This window comes from Cryobacterium flavum, from assembly GCF_900103805.1.
Lineage (GTDB): Bacteria > Actinomycetota > Actinomycetes > Actinomycetales > Microbacteriaceae > Cryobacterium > Cryobacterium flavum.
This window is the reverse complement of record NZ_FNIB01000002.1, coordinates 147,353-166,504: the sequence shown is the minus strand read 5'-3', so window position 1 is coordinate 166,504 and position 19,152 is coordinate 147,353. Positions and strand designations below refer to the sequence as shown.

Annotated in this window: 18 protein-coding genes; 10 read left to right on the top strand and 8 right to left on the bottom strand. The window is 66.6% G+C overall.

Annotated features, from left to right (window positions below; translation table 11 throughout):
- Nucleotides 1-51 precede the first annotated feature (51 nt).
- Nucleotides 52-585 carry a GNAT family N-acetyltransferase gene (locus BLS91_RS03055; protein WP_092339105.1) on the top strand — a complete coding sequence of 178 codons (534 nt, stop codon included), beginning with the start codon at nucleotides 52-54 and terminating at the stop codon, nucleotides 583-585.
- A 149-nt stretch (nucleotides 586-734) separates the two neighbouring features.
- Here the strand turns inward: BLS91_RS03055 and arsM are convergent, their stop codons facing one another.
- Nucleotides 735-1,499, bottom strand: coding sequence for an arsenite methyltransferase (gene arsM, locus BLS91_RS03050; protein ID WP_092339103.1), 765 nt, complete (start codon nucleotides 1,497-1,499; stop codon nucleotides 735-737).
- Nucleotides 1,500-1,594: 95 nt separating this feature from the next.
- On the opposite strand from arsM, the gene arsD reads away from it, so the two are divergent.
- Both arsD and arsA read left to right on the top strand, forming a co-directional pair.
- Entirely contained in the window at nucleotides 1,595-1,969 is a 375-nt protein-coding gene (gene arsD, locus BLS91_RS03045; protein ID WP_092339101.1) for an arsenite efflux transporter metallochaperone ArsD, read from the top strand.
- On the top strand, nucleotides 1,939-3,744 hold the full coding sequence (arsA, locus tag BLS91_RS03040) for an arsenical pump-driving ATPase (RefSeq protein WP_276326779.1): 1,806 nt from the start codon (nucleotides 1,939-1,941) through the stop codon (nucleotides 3,742-3,744). The genes arsD and arsA overlap by 31 nt, the downstream gene beginning before the upstream one ends.
- A 10-nt stretch (nucleotides 3,745-3,754) precedes the next feature.
- On the opposite strand, the gene BLS91_RS03035 is transcribed toward arsA, so the two are convergent.
- Nucleotides 3,755-4,024 (bottom strand): hypothetical protein, encoded by a 270-nt coding sequence (locus BLS91_RS03035; RefSeq protein WP_092339099.1) that lies wholly within the window; start codon nucleotides 4,022-4,024, stop codon nucleotides 3,755-3,757.
- A gap of 48 nt (nucleotides 4,025-4,072) precedes the next feature.
- Here BLS91_RS03035 and BLS91_RS03030 point away from each other — a divergent pair, with 48 nt between their 5' ends.
- The 6 genes from BLS91_RS03030 (at nucleotide 4,073) to BLS91_RS03005 (ending at nucleotide 10,860) form a co-directional block, all read left to right on the top strand.
- On the top strand, nucleotides 4,073-5,455 hold the full coding sequence (locus tag BLS91_RS03030) for a DHA2 family efflux MFS transporter permease subunit (protein WP_092339097.1): 1,383 nt from the start codon (nucleotides 4,073-4,075) through the stop codon (nucleotides 5,453-5,455).
- Nucleotides 5,452-6,438, top strand: a complete 987-nt coding sequence (locus tag BLS91_RS03025) for a Gfo/Idh/MocA family protein (RefSeq protein ID WP_092339095.1) — start codon at nucleotides 5,452-5,454, stop codon at nucleotides 6,436-6,438. The genes BLS91_RS03030 and BLS91_RS03025 overlap by 4 nt, the downstream gene beginning before the upstream one ends.
- Nucleotides 6,439-6,470: 32 nt before the next feature.
- Complete coding sequence (locus tag BLS91_RS03020; RefSeq protein ID WP_241983025.1) at nucleotides 6,471-7,949, top strand: D-alanyl-D-alanine carboxypeptidase/D-alanyl-D-alanine-endopeptidase; 1,479 nt, start codon at nucleotides 6,471-6,473, stop codon at nucleotides 7,947-7,949.
- Between the two features lie 19 nt (nucleotides 7,950-7,968).
- Nucleotides 7,969-8,559: an isochorismatase family protein gene (locus tag BLS91_RS03015; protein ID WP_092339093.1), complete on the top strand. Its 591-nt coding sequence runs from the start codon at nucleotides 7,969-7,971 to the stop codon at nucleotides 8,557-8,559.
- The gene (locus BLS91_RS03010; protein WP_233197360.1) at nucleotides 8,556-9,287 is read left to right on the top strand and encodes an alpha/beta fold hydrolase; all 732 of its coding nucleotides are present in this window, start codon (nucleotides 8,556-8,558) and stop codon (nucleotides 9,285-9,287) included. The genes BLS91_RS03015 and BLS91_RS03010 overlap by 4 nt, the downstream gene beginning before the upstream one ends.
- 130 nt (nucleotides 9,288-9,417) lie before the next feature.
- The gene (locus BLS91_RS03005; RefSeq protein WP_092339091.1) at nucleotides 9,418-10,860 is read left to right on the top strand and encodes an aldehyde dehydrogenase family protein; all 1,443 of its coding nucleotides are present in this window, start codon (nucleotides 9,418-9,420) and stop codon (nucleotides 10,858-10,860) included.
- A gap of 262 nt (nucleotides 10,861-11,122) precedes the next feature.
- Here the strand turns inward: BLS91_RS03005 and BLS91_RS03000 are convergent, their stop codons facing one another.
- Nucleotides 11,123-12,469: an MFS transporter gene (locus tag BLS91_RS03000; protein WP_092339089.1), complete on the bottom strand. Its 1,347-nt coding sequence runs from the start codon at nucleotides 12,467-12,469 to the stop codon at nucleotides 11,123-11,125.
- A 236-nt stretch (nucleotides 12,470-12,705) separates the two neighbouring features.
- On the opposite strand from BLS91_RS03000, the gene BLS91_RS02995 reads away from it, so the two are divergent.
- Nucleotides 12,706-13,983, top strand: coding sequence for a hypothetical protein (locus BLS91_RS02995; RefSeq protein ID WP_092339087.1), 1,278 nt, complete (start codon nucleotides 12,706-12,708; stop codon nucleotides 13,981-13,983).
- 19 nt (nucleotides 13,984-14,002) lie between these two features.
- Here BLS91_RS02995 and BLS91_RS02990 read toward each other — a convergent pair whose 3' ends face one another.
- The 5 genes from BLS91_RS02990 to hpaE all read right to left on the bottom strand — a co-directional run bounded on the left by BLS91_RS02990 (nucleotide 14,003) and on the right by hpaE (nucleotide 19,151).
- Nucleotides 14,003-14,737, bottom strand: a complete 735-nt coding sequence (locus BLS91_RS02990; protein ID WP_092339494.1) for an IclR family transcriptional regulator — start codon at nucleotides 14,735-14,737, stop codon at nucleotides 14,003-14,005.
- A gap of 59 nt (nucleotides 14,738-14,796) precedes the next feature.
- On the bottom strand, nucleotides 14,797-15,618 hold the full coding sequence (locus BLS91_RS02985; RefSeq protein ID WP_092339085.1) for an HpcH/HpaI aldolase family protein: 822 nt from the start codon (nucleotides 15,616-15,618) through the stop codon (nucleotides 14,797-14,799).
- Entirely contained in the window at nucleotides 15,603-16,388 is a 786-nt protein-coding gene (hpaH, locus tag BLS91_RS02980; RefSeq protein ID WP_092339083.1) for a 2-oxo-hept-4-ene-1,7-dioate hydratase, read from the bottom strand. The genes BLS91_RS02985 and hpaH overlap by 16 nt, the downstream gene beginning before the upstream one ends.
- A gap of 12 nt (nucleotides 16,389-16,400) precedes the next feature.
- A complete protein-coding gene (hpaD, locus tag BLS91_RS02975; RefSeq protein WP_092339081.1) occupies nucleotides 16,401-17,477 on the bottom strand; it encodes a 3,4-dihydroxyphenylacetate 2,3-dioxygenase in 1,077 nt (358 codons plus the stop codon).
- A 159-nt stretch (nucleotides 17,478-17,636) separates the two neighbouring features.
- Nucleotides 17,637-19,151 (bottom strand): 5-carboxymethyl-2-hydroxymuconate semialdehyde dehydrogenase, encoded by a 1,515-nt coding sequence (gene hpaE / locus BLS91_RS02970; protein ID WP_092339079.1) that lies wholly within the window; start codon nucleotides 19,149-19,151, stop codon nucleotides 17,637-17,639.
- Nucleotide 19,152 lies beyond the last annotated feature (1 nt).

Here is a 19,152-nt window from a genome sequence, read left to right as displayed (position 1 = left end):
GGCATGACAATTTACCTGCGATTCGCAAGTGCTGCCGCCTAGACTCGACACGTGAAAGAACTGCTGACTGATCGTCTCGCACTTCGCCGTTTCACTACCGATGATGCGGACTTCATCTTCGACATGTACTCCCGATGGGACGTGCAACGCTTCATCGGTGTGAAGCCCCGAGTGATGGCTGATCGCTCCGAGGCAAACGAGCGCGCCGCGCGATACGCCGCATTCGAGCATCCCGTGCACGGGCTGTGGGCGATCACGGAGAAGACGAGCGGACAGCGATTCGGCGTGTTGCTCCTGAAACCACTACCCGCATCCGGTGCGGAGATGCCGTTGAGTCCCTCTGGTGAGATTGAGATCGGTTGGCATCTGCACCCCGACGCGTGGGGGCACGGTTATGCGAGTGAAGCGGCGCGAGCCGTCCTGGCCCACGCCTTTGTGATGGGACTCGATCGGATCTCTGCCGTGACCAACAAGGACAATGTCGCATCACAGGCTGTGGCCCAGCGCATCGGAATGACGCACAAAGGGACGACCTCTGACTACTACAACGCGGAGTGTGAGCTGTTCAGCGTCGAACGGAAGTAGGGAACGGGCACGACCTCGGCTGTTTGTGCGCGCTCGCTGCACGTTGTGCGGAAGCTGGCCCGTGTTCAAACCAGTGCCAACTTCTCAAAGGCGTGCCACGACGGGCGGGATAACCGGCCGCATACCTGCAGCCGCAGAATCAGCCGCAGTCAGGCGTCGGAGGGAACGCCGGGCTTGACGGCCTTCACGATGGCTCCGTGCATTTCGGCGGCGACCTCGTGGGTGTAGTTCACGGCCCCGTCGACGAAGCCCGCTGCGGCCAGGGCGTCGAGGTACTCCTGGTTCGAGAGGGCACCAGCGATGCAGCCGGCGTAGCTGCCGCGCTGGATACGATCCTCTGCGCTCAGGTGGTTTTCGGCCACGACATCGGAGATGCCGAGGCGCCCGCCGGGCTTCAATACCCGGAACATCTCGGAGATCACGGCATTCTTGTCGGCGGACAGGTTGATGACGCAGTTGGAGATAATCACGTCGATGGTGTCGTCGGCCAGGGGGATGGCCTCCATCTGCCCCTTGATGAACTCGACGTTAGTGGCTTCGGCCTTGGCGGCGTTGGCCCGGGCGAGCGCGAGCATCTCATCGGTCATGTCGAGCCCGTAGGCGAAGCCGGTCGGGCCCACTCGGCGGGCGGAGAGAAGCACGTCGATGCCGCCGCCAGAGCCCAGGTCGAGCACAGTTTCGCCCGGGTGCAGGTCAGCGACCGCCGTCGGGTTGCCGCAGCCCAGGCTGGCCAGGAGCGCTTCCTCGGGGATCTCGTCGTCCTCACCCTGGGTATACAGCACCCGCCCGAACACGTCGCCGTTGCCGAGGTCGGTGGGCACGCAGCAGGACGTGCTCGAGACATCGCTCAGCTGCAGGGCGGCCGCCGCGTAGCGCTCGCGAACGAGCTCGGTGATCTCAGATTTCTCGGTCATCGGTTGATCCTCTCGGTAGGTGGCGGCACCAGCCTACTGCTACATTGATACTGATCGATATAGCGAGCGTGACTGAAGTTTCGAGGGAGATCGACATGGCTGCCATCCGAATCTACGAACCGGCATTGTGCTGCGACACCGGCGTCTGTGGCGTCGACGTCGACCAGTCCCTGGTGGAGGTGACGGCCGCCGTGCGCAATCTGCAGGAGCTCGGCGCGGACATCCAACGCCACAATCTGGCCACCGATCCGCTCGCTTTCACGACGGATGAGACCGTGCGCGCTTTCATGCACGTCGTCGGTTCCACCGGGCTGCCGCTCACCGTCGTCGACGGCGTCACCGTCGCGACCGGCTCCTACCCCTCCAAAGATCAGCTGCTCGCCTTCGCCGGCCTGGCTGAGCGCCCGCAGCTCGGGTTGACCGCACAATCTGACAGCGGATGCTGCGACGCCGACTCGGCCTGCTGCTGACACCACGGACAGCTGACACCATGAAGTTCCTGCACAACCCGCCCCGCTTTGTGTTCTTCACCGGCAAGGGCGGCGTGGGGAAGACATCCGTTGCCTGCGCCGCCGCCATGGAGCTGGCCGAACGCGGACGCCGCGTGCTGCTGGTGAGCACCGACCCGGCCTCCAACATCGGCCAGGTCTTTGGCCTCACCATCGGCAACACCGTCACGCCGATCGTCGCGATTGCCGGCCTGAGCGCTCTCGAAATCGACCCGGAGCAGGCAGCGGATGCCTACCGCGAACGCATCATCGCCCCGGTTCGCGGACTGCTGCCGGAGCGCGAGCTCGCGAGCATTGCCGAGGGGCTTTCGGGCTCTTGTACTACCGAAGTCGCTTCGTTCGACGAGTTCACCGACCTGCTCACCGACGACAGCCTGCTCACGACCTACGACCACATCGTGTTCGACACTGCGCCGACCGGGCACACGATTCGCCTGCTGCAACTCCCGGGTTCCTGGACCGAATTTCTCGACGCGGGTAAGGGCGATCCGTCGTGCCTCGGCCCGTTGTCCGGGCTGGAGAAGCACAAGACGGTCTACGCCGCGGCGGTCGCCGCCCTGGCCGACCCCGCGCGGACGCGACTGGTGCTGGTGGCGCGGGCGCAGGCATCCGCTGTGGCCGAAATCGATCGCACCTTCGGGGAGCTTGAGCAGATCGGCATTCTCGGCGGCTACGTCGTGATCAACGGCGTACTGCCGAATCAAGCTGGAACCGAGCCGATAGCGACAGCGGTGCGCAACCGGGAGGAAGCCGCGCTGAGCGGAATTCCCGCACGCCTGGCAGCCTTGCCGCGGGACATCCTCGAGCTCAAAGCGGGCAACATGGTGGGCGTCGCGGCGCTGCGCACACTGTTTCGGCCCGGTGCTGACAGAGCCGATTCGCAGACTCGGGTTGACGTGCCGGATGCACCGCTCGGCGCGTTCGTCGACGAGCTGGAACCGACCGGGCACGGCCTCATTCTCTGTATGGGAAAGGGCGGCGTGGGCAAGACCACGATTGCGGCGGCACTCGCCGTGGCTCTCGCCCAGCGCGGCCACGCCGTGCACCTGACGACGACGGATCCGGCCGCCCATCTGGCCGCGACCCTGCACGGGAGCCTGCCGGGGCTGCGCGTCTCACGCATCGACCCGGAGGAAGCGATTCGGGAGTATCGGGATCACGTCATGGCCACCAAGGGTAAGAACCTCGACGACGATGGCCGAGCTGCCCTGGCCGAAGACCTGCTCTCGCCGTGTACCGACGAGGTCGCGGTTTTTAGGCAATTCTCGCAGGCGGTGCACGAATCGCGGCACGAATTTGTCATTGTCGATACCGCGCCGACCGGTCACACCCTGCTGTTGCTCGACGCCACCGGGGCGTATCACCGGGAAATCGCCCGCCAGATGGGGGAGGGCATGGCGTTCGTGACCCCGTTGATGCGGCTTCAGGATCCGGCGCTGACCAAGGTGTTGCTGGTGACCTTGGCCGAGACGACGCCGGTGCTCGAGGCCGCGGGGCTGCAGGACGACCTCGTTCGCGCCGGAATCCAGCCCTGGGGCTGGGTGGTGAACAATTCCATCGCCGCAGCGCACCCGGAGACGCCTTTTCTGCAGGCGCGCGCCGCCAACGAGGCCATCCAGATCGACGAGGTGCACGCCCGTGCCGATCGGGTCGCGATCGTTCCGTTGCTGGCCGACGAACCGATCGGTGTCGACAGGCTCGCCGCGCTGACCGCCCGAGCGCCGCAAACCGCCTGAGTGGTCGAGGTTAGGCGGCCATTCCGGGGTGCACCTTCACGAAGGTGATGTTCTTCGTGGGGTGCACGGTTTTCGCGGGTGCCCGGGAGAAGCCCTTCGCCCCCTCGAGACGGTTCTGCCCGCGAAACTCGGCCAGGGCGTCGTCGAAGATGGCGTTCAGCTGGGTTCCGGTGAATTCCTTCGCGGCCCCCTCGGTGAAGCTGATGCTGATGAGTGAGTTGTCGGGAAAGTGCCGGTTCATGCGGATGAAGCCATCGGCATCCTGCTGCAGGGTGATCATTGGTCTAGTTTGACCTATATATTGCGGCCGGTGGAGTTAACTCGGATCATGACAAGTTCTTCGGCCGGCACCCAACGGCTCGTTCTCGTGGTCGCGGTGCTCGCCTCGTTCATCGCATTTCTCGACGGCACCGTCATCAATGTGGCCCTGCCAGCGATCACTCGTGAGCTCGGCGGCGGCATTGCCACCCAGCAGTGGGTCGTCGATGCCTACCTCATCACCCTGGGCGGCATCATCCTGCTCGCCGGTTCACTCTCCGACGCGTTCGGGCGTAAGCGGGTGCTGTTCTGGGGCCTCGTGGGGTTCGCCGCGGCATCCGTTCTCTGCGCCCTGGCACCGAGCGCCCTCGTTCTGATCGGCGCGCGTGGATTGCAGGGAGTGGCCGGTGCCCTGCTGGTGCCGAGCTCCCTGGCGCTTATCTTCAGCACGTTTTCTGGCGCCGGCCAGGCTCGCGCGATCGGCACCTGGACTGCCTGGACCAGTACCGCCTTCATCGCCGGCCCGCTCATCGGGGGTCTGCTGGTCGATCTCTCGTCGTGGCGGCTGGTGTTCGCCATCAACATCGTGCCCATCGCGGCGACCCTGTTTCTGCTGGCGCGCCTTCCCCGTGACCCTGCAGCGGATGCCGGCACCCGCGTCGACATCGTCGGCGCGGTACTCGGGGTGCTCGGCCTGGCCCTGCCCGTCTTCGCGCTCATCGAACAGGGCAACTTCGGGTGGGGCAGCCCAGTCATCCTGATTCCACTCGTGGTGGGCCTCGTGTGCTTTGCCGCGTTCATCGCACACGAGCGCCGCACCCGGCAACCGATGATGCCGCTCAGCCTGTTCCAGGTGCGCAACTTCTGGGTGGGCAACGTGGCCACGACCTTCATCTACGCGGCCCTGTCGCTCGGCTCGTTCATTCTTGCGGTGTTCCTGCAGCAGGTCGGCGGGTATTCAGCGACGCTGGCCGGCCTGGCGTTGCTGCCCGTCAGCATCCTGAGCATTGCGCTGTCGGGTCTTGTCGGCCGGCTCGCCGGACGGTTCGGGCCGCGGCTGTTCATGTGCGTCGGCCCGATCACCGCCGGAATCGGCTTCTTCACCATGCTGCGGGTCGATCAGAGCGTCATCTACTTCAGCAGCGTGCTTCCCGGCGTCGTTATCTTCGGCCTCGGCCTGACCATCACCGTGGCCCCGCTGACCTCCGCCATCCTCGGCGCCATCGATCCCAGCCGGGCCGGCATCGCCTCGGCCGTCAACAACGCCCTGTCACGGGTGGCGGGACTCGTCGCGATCGCAGCGGCGAGCATCATCGTCGGGCCGGTGCTCGACGTCGAGGGGTTCCATCGGGCCGCGATTGCCACCGGAATTCTGCTGGTTGGCGGCGGAATCGTGTCGGGCCTTGGCATCCAGAACGCAATGTCGGCGCCCGTGGATAAACTGCAGGCATGACGGCTCTCATTCGCTGGGGAATCCTGGCCACCGGCGGCATCGCCCACCTGTTCACCAACGACCTCGTGCAGAACGGCCATACGGTGCAGGCGGTCGGATCGCGCAGCCAGGCCTCAGCGCATTCCTTCGCTGCCGAATTCTCCATTCCCACCGCGCACTCCAGCTACGCCGATCTCGTGAACGACCCCGAGGTCGACGTCATCTACGTGTCGACCCCGCACCCCTTCCACGCTGAGCATGCACGTCTCGCGCTGAACGCCGGCAAGCACGTGCTCATCGAGAAGCCGTTTGCGCTCAATGCTCGTGAAGCCCGCCAGATAGTCGATCTCGCAGTGAGCCGCGGATTGCTGGTGATGGAAGCTATGTGGACGCGGTTTCTGCCGCACATGGCCCGTATTCGCGAGGTTCTCGCCGCCGGAACGCTCGGTGACGTGCGCAGCCTGCTCGCCGACCACACCCAAGATCTACCCGACAATCCGGCGCATCGGCTGAACTCGCTCGCCCTCGGCGGCGGCGCGCTGCTCGACCTCGGCGTCTACCCGGTGAACTTCGCGCACGCCGTGTTCGGGGTGCCCGACACAATTCTGGCCAGCGCCTCGTTCAAAGCCACCGGAGCGGATGCCCAGATCGCCACCATCTTTCGCTACGCCGGCGGTCAGATCGCCACGACGTTCTCGGCCAGCGACACCCTCGGCCCCACCACGGCCTCCATCATTGGCACGCTGGGGCGCATCGATATCAACTCGGTGTGGTACTCGCCGACCGAATTTCGGGTGCTGGATAATCTCGGCGCGGTGCTCGAGACCTTTGTGCCGGCCGAGTTCGCTGGCCGCGGCATGCACTTCGAAGCGGTCGAGGTCGAGGCGCTGATTCGGGCCGGCAGAATCTCGAGCGACATCATGCCGGCCGAAGAATCCGTTGCGATCCTGGAGACCCTCGATTCCGTGCGCGCCCAGATCGGCTTGCGCTACCCGGGCGAATAGCCTGCCCGAGGCCAGTCGGATACCATACGGAGGTGGACGAACCAGTGCAGACACCCGAACCCGCCACGGCTTCTACGGCCCCGCGCGGCGGCATCGCGGCCGTCTTCTCCCAGCATCGCCGGGCGTGGCTGATCGCCGCCGGCGCCCTGGTGTTCGTACTGCTGGGCAGTGGAGCAGTGTTCGCTGGAACGCAGACCGGCGGGAACGAGCCGGCTGCGGCATCCGCTGTTTCATCGTCGACGGCCACTCCGAGCCCGACGCCCACGGTGGATCCGGCCCGGCCGGTGCCCGCCGAGGCAACGACGGCTAGCCGTCTGCGCACCTGCTCGGTCGCCGGGCTCGCTGCCGACACGCGCCTCGCCGATTTTCAGGCGCAGGTCGTCAACGCCACCACCGGCGAAGTTCTGTTCGACCGCGGCGGCACGACGTCGTCCCGCACGGCGAGCGTCATGAAGGTACTCACCTCGGCCGCCGCGCTCAACGTGCTGGGCAGCGACTACCGCGCCACCACCCGCGTCGTGAAGGGCGCCGAACCCGGCCAGATCGTGCTCGTCGGCGGCGGAGACCTGACACTGTCGCGCCTGCCCACAGGCCAGGAGCCGTTCTATACCGGGGCAGCCCACCTCGACGACCTCGCCACCCAGACCATGGTCGCCTGGGCCGCCGACCCGGCCAACCCGCCGATCACCTCCCTCGTGCTCGACTCCTCCTACTTCTCCGGCCCCGACTGGGACGACGGCTGGGCCCGCACCGAACTCGGCCTCGGCTACATGCCCGAAATCACGGCCCTCATGGTGGACGGCGACCGCAACGAACCCACCCGCAGCACCTCCGCTCGCAGCGAAGACCCGATTGCCCGGGCCGGGCAGGCCTTCGCCGACGCCCTCGGTGGCGGACTCGCCATCAGCCAGGCCACGGCCCCGGCCGGCGCCGCCCAGCTCGGCGCCGTGCAGTCCGCGCCGGTGTCCACGCTCATTCAGCAGTCCCTCATCGTGAGCGACAACACCATCGCCGAAATGCTCGCCCGCCTCGTCGCCATCGAAAACGGTGCCGGCAACTCCTTCTCCGCACTGCAGCAGGGCATCGTTGGCGGGCTTGCCGCCTATGGCATCGACACGACCGACATGATCATCAAGGACGGCTCCGGGCTCAGCCCGAACAACGCCGTATCGCCGGCCTACCTCACCGCCCTGTTCGTGAAGGTCAACGCGCGTGAAGGCAACCTGGGCGTACTGTTCGACGGCCTGCCGGTCGCCGGCGGTCCGCGCGGATCCCTCTCCTACAGCGACCGTTTCGCTGGCGCGAACTCCGCTGCTGACGGCGCCGTCTTCGCCAAAACCGGCTGGATCGACACCGGCTACACACTCGCCGGCGTCATCCACTCCGCCGACGGCACCCCGCTTACCTTCGCTATTTACGCCATTGGCAACGTGAGTTCGAATGCGAAAATCGCCATCGACACCCTGACCACCGGCTTTTTCCACTGCGGCGATAATCTGTCCAACAACTGACCATTCGTAAGGAGAACTCGTGACCCGTGCACTATTCATCATCGACGTTCAGAACGATTTCACCGAGGGCGGTGCGCTCGGGGTTGACGGCGGTAGCGCGGTCGCGGCGGGCGTGAGCGCGCTGCTGGCTGATCATGGTGGCGCCTATAAATACGTCTTCGCCTCGCGCGACTGGCACGACATCGGCAACGACAACGGCGGTCACTTCGCCCGCGACGCTGCTCCCGACTACGTCACGACCTGGCCGGTGCACTGTGTGGCTGGAACTGCGGGCGCCGAATATCACAAAGCTCTCACAACGGATGCGGTGACCTTTCACATTCGCAAGGGCCAGGGCAAGCCCGCGTACTCCATCTTCGAGGGCACCACCGAGGCCGGGCAGACCGTGGGCGCACTGCTCAGCGAGCACGGAGTCACCGACGTTGACATCGTCGGCCTCGCCACCGACTACTGCGTGCGGGCTTCCACCCTCGATGCCCTCGAGCACGGCCAGCACGTGCGCGTGCTGACTGACCTCGTGGCCGGGGTCGCCGCCGAATCCACCCAGGCCGCCCTCGCCGAGATGGCGCACGCCGGCGCGGTGTTCGCCGCGAGTGACGCCGTCGAGTGACGGAGTTCGCAAGACGGCTCGACGGTGTGCGCATCGCCTTCGACGCCACGCCGGGAGAGCGGCCGGTGCTGCTCGTGCACGGTTTCGCCTCGACTGTCGCGGTCACCTGGGGCGGTTCCGGCTGGGTGCGCGCGCTAGGCGAGGCGGGTCGCGGGGCGATCACACCCGACCTGCGCGGCCACGGGCGCAGCGACAAGCCGCATCGTGCCGCTGATTACGCGCCCCGGCAACTCGCCGCCGACCTCGTGGCCGTGCTCGACACCCTCGAACTCGACCGGGTCGACGTGATCGGATACTCCATGGGATCGCGGGTGGTCGCCGCCCTGGCCCGGCTGGCGCCGGAGCGCGTGCGGCGACTCGTGCTCGGCGGAGCGGGTCCGCTCGAACTGTTCGAGACCTGGGACCAGGGTGAGGTCAACCGGTTCATTGTCTCGGGTCAGCTGCCCGCCGACCCGACCATCGCAGCGGTTCTCGGCCCGGCAATCGCGGCCGGTGCCGACCGCGAGGCGCTGTTGGCGTGCGTGCAGGGGGTCGCGGGTTTCACGCTCGACGTGCCCGCCGGCATCCCGCAGCTCTTTGTCGCCGGCGGTGCCGACCAGATCACCGCCGGGGTAGTCGCACTCGCGGCCGAGCGCGGCGCGCAGTACCTCGAGCTGCCTGGCCGCACCCATGTCAACGCGCTGACGTCGCGTGAGTTCAAGCAGGCGGCGCTGGAGTTTCTGGCCTGACCATCGGGCTCGTGCACGATGTGCGCGGGATGGCGAGTGGGTAGCGCTCTCGTGCAAGTGGATGTCGGTGCTCGCGCATACGGTGGAGCCACGGCGGGACTGAAGACGCCGCACTCAATGTGGAGGACTCATGACAACGAACGACACCCTGGCCACCCCGACACTCGACACCTTCGACGGGCTGCTCGCCGCCATCACTCCCACAACGGGTGAGACGCGCGAGATTCTCGACCCCGCGACCGGCGCGGTGGTCGGTCTCGCCCCGGTGCACACCGTCGACGACCTCGAAGCCGCCATCGCCGCGGCAACGCTGGCCCAGCCGGCCTGGGCCGCGCTCGGGCACACCCAGCGCAGCGCCGTCATGGTGCGCGCCGCCGACGCGATCGATGCAGCAGCCGAGGCCCTCGCCCAGTTGCTCTCCCGCGAACAGGGTAAACCGCTCAATGGTCCGAACGCGCGGTTCGAGGTGGGCGGAGCATCCGCTTGGCTGCGCACGGCTGCGGCGACCCCGCTGGAGTCTGAGGTGCTCATCGACGACGGCACCACCCACGCGGCGATCACCTACCGCCCGATCGGCGTCGTCGGCGCGATCGGCCCGTGGAACTGGCCGATGATGATTGCGATCTGGCAGATCGCTCCCGCGCTGCGCATGGGCAACGCCGTCGTGGTCAAGCCCTCCGAGTACACGCCGCTCAGCGTGCTCGCTCTCGTGGCAGTGCTGAACCAGATGCTGCCAGAAGGACTCGTCAGCGTCGTCTCCGGCGGCCGCGCGATCGGTGCCGGCCTCGCCGTGCACCCCGGCATCGGCAAGGTCATGTTCACCGGATCGACCGCGACCGGCAAGGCCATCATCAAGAGCTCGGCCGACACGGTCAAGCGCCTCACCCTCGAGCTCGGCGGCAACGACGCCGGAATCGTGCTTCCCGACGCCGACCCGGAGGCCATCGCTGAGGGACTGTTCTGGGGCGCGTTCATCAACACCGGCCAGACCTGCGCAGCGCTCAAGCGCCTCTACGTGCACGACGACATCTACGACGCGGTCTGCGACGCACTCACAGCAGTCGCCGCCAAGATGCCGATGGGTGTCGGAATTGACGAGAACAACGTGCTCGGCCCGCTGCAGAATAAGGCCCAGTTCGACATTGTCGCCGGCCTCGTGCAGTCAGCGAAAGACTCCGGAGCACGCGTGCTCATCGGCGGTAACCCCGACCTGGCGGCTCCCGGTTTCTTCTACCCGACCACGCTCATCGCCGACATCGACGACGACAACCCGCTCGTGCGGGAGGAGCAGTTCGGGCCGGCGCTTCCGATCATCCGCTATACCGACCTTGACGATGTCATCGCTCGCGCCAACAGTGTTGACGTCGGGCTCGGCGGTTCGGTTTGGTCGAGCGACCTCGTCGCAGCGCGCGCGGTCGCCGCTCGCCTCGAAACCGGCACGGTGTGGATCAACGCGCACGGCGCGGTGCACCCGATGATTCCGTTTGGCGGGGCCAAGCAGTCCGGCTACGGGCTCGAGTTCGGTGTCGAGGGCCTCAAGGCACTCGGCGTGCCGCAGGTCATCAACGGCTAACCATCCGCTCAGGAAAACAGGGCCCTCGCCACCGGCGGGGGCCCACTTCTGTGCCGGTGTGCCCGGGCTGGTGGTGGCTAATTCAGGAATGGTGAGCGGATGTCTGGGCCCGCCCCGCAAAAACCTGCGGCGGACCGCCGGGGGTCGCGGGAATTTCCTGAATTAGTCCCCGGGCGAGCAGGCTCGCCCGGCCACAGGGAGCATAAAATAACCGTGCCGCCGGGGTAGAGGCCGGGCGGCACGGTCAGGTACTGCGAGCTGGTTACTCGTGCGTGCTGATGCCCAGCGGAACCCCGCGGGTTTCCTTCACGAGGGTCACCGCGACGAAGGAGATCGCGGCGAGCACCATGAGGTAGACGCCGATCGAGACGGACTGGCCGGTCTGATCGAGCAGCAGCTGGGCGATCAGCGGGGCGAAGGCTCCACCGAGAATCGCGCCGAGGGCGTAACCGATCGACACGCCGGAGTAGCGCACCTGAGCCGGGAACATCTCGGCGTAGAGCGCGGCCTGCGGGCCGTAGGAGAGACCGAGTCCGCTCGCCAGGATGATGAGCGAGAGCGCGAACCAGACGATGTCGCCGGTGTCGATCAGCAGGAACATCGGGATTGCCCAGATGAAGAGAAACGCGTAGCCAATCTGGAAGGTGCGCACGCGGCCGATTTTGTCAGAGAGGATGCCACCGGCCATGGTCGAGGCGAGCCAGAACACGGCTGCAACGGTGCTCGCGATAAGCACCGGGGTGCGCTCCATGCCGAGTCCGCCGGCTTCGGCGGGCTTGGTGGCGTAGGAGCTGAAGAAGGCGATGAGCATGTAGCCGGCCGCGTTGTTGGCGATGAAGATGAGTGCGGTGAGGATGACCTGACGAGAGTGGTTCTTGAACAGCTGCTTGAGTGGGGCGGCAGATTCCTTCTTGCGGGTCTGCATCTCCTTGAAGACCGGGCTCTCGGCGACCGCGCGGCGGATGACCCAGCCGACGACGATGAGCAGCACGGAAACCAGGAACGGGATGCGCCAGCCCCAGCTGAGGAATGCCTCTTCGCTCATCGAGGTGGTCACGGCGATCATCACGCCGGTGGCAAGGATGAGGCCGACCGGAACGCCGATCTGCGGGTAGGCGCCGAAGAAGCCGCGTTTGTTGATCGGTGCGTGTTCAACCGACATGAGTGCGGCACCGCCCCATTCGCCGCCGGCCGAGAAGCCCTGCAGGATGCGAAGCACGATCAGGAAGATGGGCGCCCAGACGCCGATCTGGTCGAAGGTCGGCAGGAGGCCGATGAGTGCGGTGGCCGCGCCCATCATAACGAGGGTGAAGACCAGCATCGCCTTGCGGCCGATCCGGTCGCCGAGGTGGCCGGCGACGATGGCGCCGAGCGGGCGGAACAGAAAACTAATGCCGAGCGAGGCCCAGGCGATCAGCTGGGCGAGCGGCTCATTCTCGCCGGCGAGCGGGGCGAAGAACAGGCCGGCCAGCACGAGGCCGGCGGCCTGGGCGTAAATGAAGAAGTCATACCACTCGATGGTGGTACCCACCATTGTGCCGGCGAGGACCCGCCGTTCTTCGTTCCGTTTAGCGCTGGTTGCCTGCGTGCGCTCGGTCGTTAAAGCCATGGAATACTCCCTCGTATCTCACTGCGGTGCTGGGTCGGGTGCTGCTGCAAAGTGTGTGGATCGTGCGGAGAAAAACCGGCACTGGGGCAGTATGGCAGGAAAATCCAGGATTACCTACCTTTTGGTCAGTATTGTTGTTTTTTTGGGTGCCGGTGTAGCACAGTGCGTGCCGATCGGGGGCGTGCTGGAGCATGCCGGTTGCAGTACGAGGGGTGTTGAGCGGTAGTTTGAGGGGAATGTCTTCCCAGAAATCCGCCGTGAAGCGTGCCCGCACCGCGCTCGGCGTGCTGATCGCCGGCTTGATCGTGACCCTGCTCTGGCCGATCGTCACGGCCGTTTTCGTTCTCAGCGCCTGGGATCCGGATGAGACCTGCGCGCGGGTACACGGCTCGGGCGACCTCGTGCGCTATGACTTTTTCCCACCGCGCATGCTCTGTTCAACCGGGGGTGATGGGTGGGTAAGCGCGACCGCGGAGGGCGTGACCGTTGGTCTTTCCGTCGTGCTCGTGCTCGGCGTTGCGGCCATGCTGGTCGGGGTGCTCGCGGGGGTGTGGTTGGTGCCGAAGCTTGCGCCGGCAGCATCCGGTGTGAACTTCGCCTACGTCGCCGGGAGCCTGCCCTCGCGCCGGGTTCGTCGACTGCGTCGGCTGTGCGGGTTGCTCGCGGTGGTTTCCGTACTCTCGCCGGCCTGGATGCTCTACCTGGACATCGGCGTCGACCAGGGCGGAAACGGCGCGGCCGACCCTTACACTCAGATTCCGATCTACGTCGGGCAGCTTCTTGTCGCGGCCGTGATTCCGCTGCTGGCCCTCGCTGCGGGGATTGTCGGCTGGGTGCTGCGGGCTCGCGCGCGGTCTGGGGGAGCGGATGCGGCATCCGTTGCGGTCGCTGGATTGGTCGCCGCAGTGGTGCTGCTCGGGCTCACCCTGTCGCTGGGTGTGGGGGCCATCGCCAAGATTGTCGCGGCCGGTGAACGGATCGCACCGTCGGCGACCGACAGCGCCCAGATAACCGTGCCGCCGTCATCGGGCGGAGTGGAAATCCTGCCGCAGCCGGCGTCACCGCCCATCGAGCTGCCGACCGAGCCGTCGACGGCTCTGTCGGCAGCCGAGCTCGAGCAACAGTTTGCGGCGTTCGTCGCCCAGACGACCGCACGATTCGGGCCGGCCTATGCCGAGCCGGAGCGACAGGGGGCAATTCCCGGCCCCGCGCTCGACCTGGACGTGGCCGCCGCGCCCTATGCGTTCGACTGCCTGGGGACGGGCATCGGCTACGGCATGGAGCTCACCTTCTCCGGCGCCGATGCCGACGACTGGGATGTCAACTACGACGCCGCGGAAGCCGCGTACCTGCGCATCACCGAAGGCTGGGCCGCCGACGGACACCCCAGCGCCCCCGAGAACACCGAGTTCTACGCCGTCGCCGACGCACCGAGCATCGTGTCGCAGCTGCGCGCCCGCCACGTCGGATCGACCGTGCGCGTGGGCATGCAGAGCCTGTGCGTGGTGCGGTAGTCAGTTGAGCGTGGGCAGCTCAGCCGAGCTCGGCGACGATCGTGCGCGCGGCCGCGGTGAGCACGGCCCCGATGTCGGTGGGGGAGTGCAGACTCGAGATATACACGACGGCGACGGAGGCGGGTGATTCCCCGGGCACGAGCAACGGCACGGCAATAGATGACAGGCCCGGAATGACTTCGTTATGGCTCGAAGCGTAGCCGAGGGCAGCGACCTCACCGGCCTCACTGCGGCGGGTTTCGGGGAGGCCGAGCGCGGCCCACTGCGCGGCGCTCAGGCCAGACTGGATGGCGATTCCCGGTGCACCCCGGTGCAGCGGATGCCGCGTGCCGGGCTGTTGCGCAACCGTCGCGTGGGCCTTGCGCGGTTCGATACTCACGAGAGTGAAGATCTCGCCCTGGTCGAGCACCGCGACGAACGCCGTCATGCCGAGCTCGTTGGCGATACGGGTGAGCACCGGCAGGGCCGTGGCCTGCAGGTCACGGGACACCCCGCGGGCCAGGGCGGCCAGGCGCGGGCCGAGCCGCACCAGTCCGGCCGGGTTCCGAACGACGAGGCCGTGATCTTCGAGAGTGCGGAGGATTCGATAGGCGATAGATCGGTGCACGTCGAGGGCTGCGGCGAGTTCGATGATACTCATCGGTTCGTCGGCTTCAGCGAGAACCTCCAGCACGCGGATGCCACGCGACAGCGTTTGCGAGTGCGCAGCGGGTGCCGGCAGGGGGCTGCCGGCGGTCTCGGCGAATTCTGAGATCGACACCCTTCTATTCTCGCATTCGGCTCGGGTACTCTGCCGCTCAGTAACTCTGCCGCTCAGTAACTCGGTCGTGGGACCTCGGGCCCGGCCAGACCCGTGGGCCTGATGAAGGTGGCGGCGAGCGACTCCGAGGCCCTGGCGAGGATAGCCACGTCGGCACCGACGAGCACGAAGTTGGCCCCCGCCGCCAGGTAACGGTCGGCGGTCGTTGGCGCGAAGGCATTGACGCCGACGGGTTTGCCGATCGCCGCGACAGTGCGAATGCACTGCTCGACCGCGGCCACGATGTCGGGGTGGTCCTGCTGGCCAAGCAAGCCCATCGATGCGGCGAGGTCGGAGGGACCAACGAACAGGCCGTCGACGCCGTCGACGCCGGCGATCTCGGCGATGTTGGCCACGGCATCCGTTGTCTCGATCTGTACGAACAGTGAGATCGTCTCGTTGGCGCGGGCCAGGTAGTCGTCGATACGGTTCCAGCGGGAGGCTCGGGCGAGGGCGCTGCCGACACCGCGAACGCCGAGCGGCGGGTAGCGCACCGCGGCCACCATCTCGCGGGCCTGCTCGGCGGTGTCGACCATCGGAATGAGCAAATTTTGAGCGCCGAGGTCAAGGAGCTGTTTCACGATGATCCGATCCCCGATCGGCGCGCGCACCAGCGGCACGATGGGGTAGCCGTGCACGGCTTGCAGCTGGCTGAGCGTCGACTCGAGGCCGTTCGGGCTGTGTTCGGTGTCGATCAAAAGCCAATCGAGACCGCTGCCGGCGCAGATCTCCGCCACCAGCGCGCTGCCGGAGCACACCCACATTCCCATCTGAGGGCGTGCGGCGCCCGCGAGAACGTCGCGGAAGGTCGGCTCTGCGGCTATTCGAATCGACATGTGATGGCTCCCAATGGTCCATAGTCGGCGTGCACGGTGTCGCCCTGCTCCACCCACATCGGGCGGGTGAACGAGCCGGCCAAAATGATCTCCCCGGCCTCGAGGCTGGTTCCGTGCTGGGCCAGCTTGTTGGCCAGCCAGTAGACGCCGGCCGCGGGGTGGTTCAGCACAGCGGCGGCCACCCCCGATTCCTCGATGGTCTGGTTGCGATACAGCAAGGCCGACACCCAGCGCAGGTCGATGTCTCCGACCTTCACGGGCGTGCCGCCCACAACCATCCCGCCCATCGCCGCGTTGTCGGAGATGGTGTCGACGATGGTTCGGCCGGCCATCTCGATGCGCGAGCTGAGAATCTCGAGGGCCGGAACCACGTAGTCCGTGGCGTCCAGCACGTCGAACAGCGTGCAGTTCGGGCCGGACAGCGGCTTGCCGAGCACGAACGCCAGTTCGACCTCGATGCGCACGTTAGAGAAGCTGTCGAAACGGATGCTCGCGCCATTCTCGTAGACCTCGTCGCTGAAGATCACACCGTAATCGGGCTCGGTGATGCCGGTGGCGACCTGCATGACCTTGGAGGTCAGGCCGATCTTGCGGCCGACCAGCCTTCGGCCGGCCGCGATGCCGCGTTCTTTCCACAGGCTCTGCACGGCGTAGGCGTCGTCGACGGTCATGCCGGGGTAGCGGGTGGTCAGCAGGGGAACCGTCGACCGGGTCCGCCCGGCCGCGACGAGTTCGTCGGCGATCTCTTCAATGACTGACTGGTCAAGCATGCGCACTGCCTTCTAGAGGGTGGTGCCGAGTTTAAAGCCGGCCAACTCGTCGTCTTTGCGAGTGTAGGAGAAACCGTCGGCGCCGACGGTCACGGCCATTTCGCTGGACTCGGTGCGCAGGGCGACCGGCTGCGGGTTGCCGTCGAGGTCGAGCACGAGCGAGGCATCCGTGTACCAGCTGGGCACGACGGGGTTGCCCCACCAGTCGCGGCGCTGGTTGTCGTGCACGTCCCAGGTGACCACGGGGTTGTCAGGGTCGCCGGTGTAGTAGTCCTGCGTGTAGATCTCGACGCGGTGGCCGTCGGGGTCGCGCAGGTACAGGTAGAACGCGTTCGAGACGCCGTGGCGGCCAGGTCCCCGCTCGATCAGGTCGCTCTGGCGCAGTGCGCCGAGCTTGTCGCAGATGTAGATGATGTTGTGCTTCTCGTGCGTCGAGAACGCGATGTGGTGCATGCGCGGCCCGTTTCCGCCGGTGAGCGCGGTGTCGTGCACGGTGTCCTTGCGGCGCATCCAGGCTGCGTAGGTGACACCGTCCGCGTCCTGAATGTCTTCGGTGACGCGAAAGCCCAGGTCCTCGAGGTATTTGCGGCCGCGGCCGACGTCGGGGGTGACCTGGTTGAAGTGGTCCAGTCGCACCAGTGCGCCCGGGCCCTGCAGGTCGTAGCGCCAGGCGAGGCGTTCCACGTGGGTAGTGGCGAAGAAGAATTCGTAGGGGAAGCCGAGCGGGTCTTCGACGCGCACGCTGTCGCCGATTCCCTTGACAAAGCCCTCGGTGCGGCGTTCGGTGCGGCAGCCGAGCTCCTTATAGTAGGCCTCGGCGAGGTCGACGTCTTCGGGGCTGCGCACCCGGAACGCCATCGCGGCGACGGCGGCAATGGGCCCCTGGCGCAGCACGAGATTGTGGTGGATGAACTCCTCGAAGCTGCGCAGGTAGATCTCGGTGTCGCTCTCCTCGGTGACGACGAGGCCGAGAATGTCGACGTAGAACTCGCGGGAGCGGGCCAGGTCGGTCACGACGATGTCCATGTAGGCGCAGCGCAGGATGTCGGGCGGGGTTGCGGCGGGGGTGGGGATCGGGCTGAGTGTCATGGGGTTCTCCTCGTTGAGGTTTCTACAGTGGATGCGTGGGGCTGGCTATCAAGACCGCCAGCGCGGGTCCTGCGGCCGGGCCCACCTTATGAACGCGGGCCCAGTTTATAAACTGGGCCCGAGGACGGGGCCCGGGCCCCGTCCCCGGGTGGTGAGGGACTAGTTGCCGCCGAAGCGGGGCGTGTGCACGGGGGCGAGTGTTATGTGCACGGCCTGCGAGTCGGTGTAGAAATCGATCGACCGGTAGCCGCCCTCGTGCCCGAGGCCGGAGGCCTTGACGCCGCCGAACGGGGTGCGCAGGTCCCGCACGTTGTGCGAGTTCAACCAGACCATGCCGGCATCGACCGCCTGGGCGAAGTTGTGGGCGCGAACGAGGTTCGTGGTCCAGATGTACGCAGCCAGCCCGTACTTCACACCGTTGGCCAGGGCGAGCGCTTCGGCATCCGTTTCAAAGGGAGTGATGGCAACAACCGGGCCGAAGATCTCTTCCTGAAAGATGCGGGCGGTGGGGGCGACATCCGCGAAGACCGTGGGGGAGACATAGTTGCCCTCCGTTAGGCCTTCCGGGCGGCCGCCGCCGGCGAGCAGTAGACCCTCGGTTTTGCCGATTTCGACGTAGCTCATGACCTTGGCGTAGTGGTCGGGGTGTACGAGCGCGCCGACCTCGGTTTTCGGGTCGTGCGGGTCGCCGACCACGATGCTCTGCGCGCGGGCGGCGTAGCGGGCGCAGAAGTCGTCGTAGATGGAGCGTTCGACCAGAATGCGGCTCGACGCGGTGCAACGCTCGCCGTTGAGGGAGAACACGCCGAACAGGGTCGAGTCGATCGCGGCGTCGAGGTCGGCGTCGGCGAAGACGACGGCGGGCGACTTGCCGCCGAGTTCCATCGATATGCCCTTGAGGTTCGCGGCGCAGTTGCGGTAGATGGTCTGGCCGGTCGTGGTCTCGCCGGTGAAAGAGATGAGCGGCACATCAGGATGCTTGACCAGCGCATCGCCGGCCTCCTCACCGATGCCGTTGACCAGGTTGAAAACCCCGTCGGGCACGCCGGCGGTGCGAAAGATCTCGGCCCAGAGGCTCGCTGACAGTGGGGTGAATTCGGCCGGTTTCAGCACGACGGTGCAGCCGGAGGCGAGCGCGGGGGCGAGCTTCCAGCTCTCCAGCATGAACGGGGTGTTCCACGGGGTGATCAGCCCGGCGACACCGACCGGCTTGCGGTTGACGTAGTTGATCTGCCGGCCCGGCACCTTGTAGGTGTCGTCGACCTGCGCCACGATCAGGTCGGCGAAGAAGCGAAAGTTCTCGGCCGCGCGCTGGGCCTGGCCGAGTGCCTGGGTGATCGGCAGTCCGGTGTCGAAGGTCTCCAGCTCGGCGAGCCGGGCGTCCTGCGCCTCGACGGCGTCGGCGATCGCGTGCAGCACGCGGGCGCGGGCGCGGGGCAGCATGCGCGGCCAGGGGCCGTTGTCGAAGGCATCTTTCGCTGCGGCGACGGCTCGCGCAATGTCGGCCTGCTGGCCGGCGGCGGCGGTGGCGTAAGTCTGGTTCGACACCGGGTCGAGCACGTCGAAGGTTTCGCCTCCGACACTGTCGACGAATTCTCCACCGATGAAATGACGGATGCTGGTGGGCAGGTCGGCGGGGACGTAGTGCGTGGTCTGGACAGACGTCTGCGTCATA